The following is a 551-nucleotide window of genomic DNA, read 5'->3' on the forward strand; positions in this document are numbered from 1 at the left end:
TACGACATCCGTAAAATTTGTAAATAGAGGTTAAATATGATTAAAAAAAGATTCCTGTTATGGTTTTTAACTTTCAATGCCTGTGTAGCTGTTCCTCCTGGAGGCGGAGGTGCTTTTTTATACAATGACTATACGACTATACATACAGTCTTTCCAATACATCAAGGAGAAATGACTGCTAAGTCTACTGCAAGATGCTATTTATCATTAGTCTGCTTTGGAAATCTTAGTCCACATTCAATTGCTACTAAGAACGCTATTGATATTATAACTTCAATTGATTATGAATATACAAATGTTAATATTTTTTACAGTGCGACTACTTTAATTGTTCATGGCAGAAAGAAAAATTCAATTGATTCAAAATGAAAATTTCAACACCACTTACTTATTTTCTATTTTGCCTCTTTCCAATTTCCATATTAAATGCTGATAAAAAGGAGTTAAATCTTACTCAAAGTTTATTATTGACTCTTCCCTTCTTTTCTGCAAATATGTTTGTTCCACCACCAGGAAATGAAATTAACGGAAAATATACTTTTTCTAGATTC

The 551-nt window shown here is 30.7% G+C and carries 2 protein-coding genes; both read left to right on the forward strand.

The features are described 5' to 3' along the window. Positions 1-36: 36 nt before the first annotated feature. Positions 37-369, forward strand: a complete 333-nt coding sequence (locus ND811_RS19510) for a TRL domain-containing protein (protein WP_265353481.1) — start codon at positions 37-39, stop codon at positions 367-369. Beyond that, positions 366-551 (forward strand): hypothetical protein (locus ND811_RS19515; RefSeq protein WP_265365569.1); only part of this gene is annotated, 186 nt, incomplete at its 3' end. The genes ND811_RS19510 and ND811_RS19515, both read left to right, overlap by 4 nt.

The sequence above is a fragment of the Leptospira soteropolitanensis genome, assembly GCF_026151655.1.
Taxonomy (GTDB): Bacteria; Spirochaetota; Leptospiria; order Leptospirales; family Leptospiraceae; genus Leptospira_A; species Leptospira_A soteropolitanensis.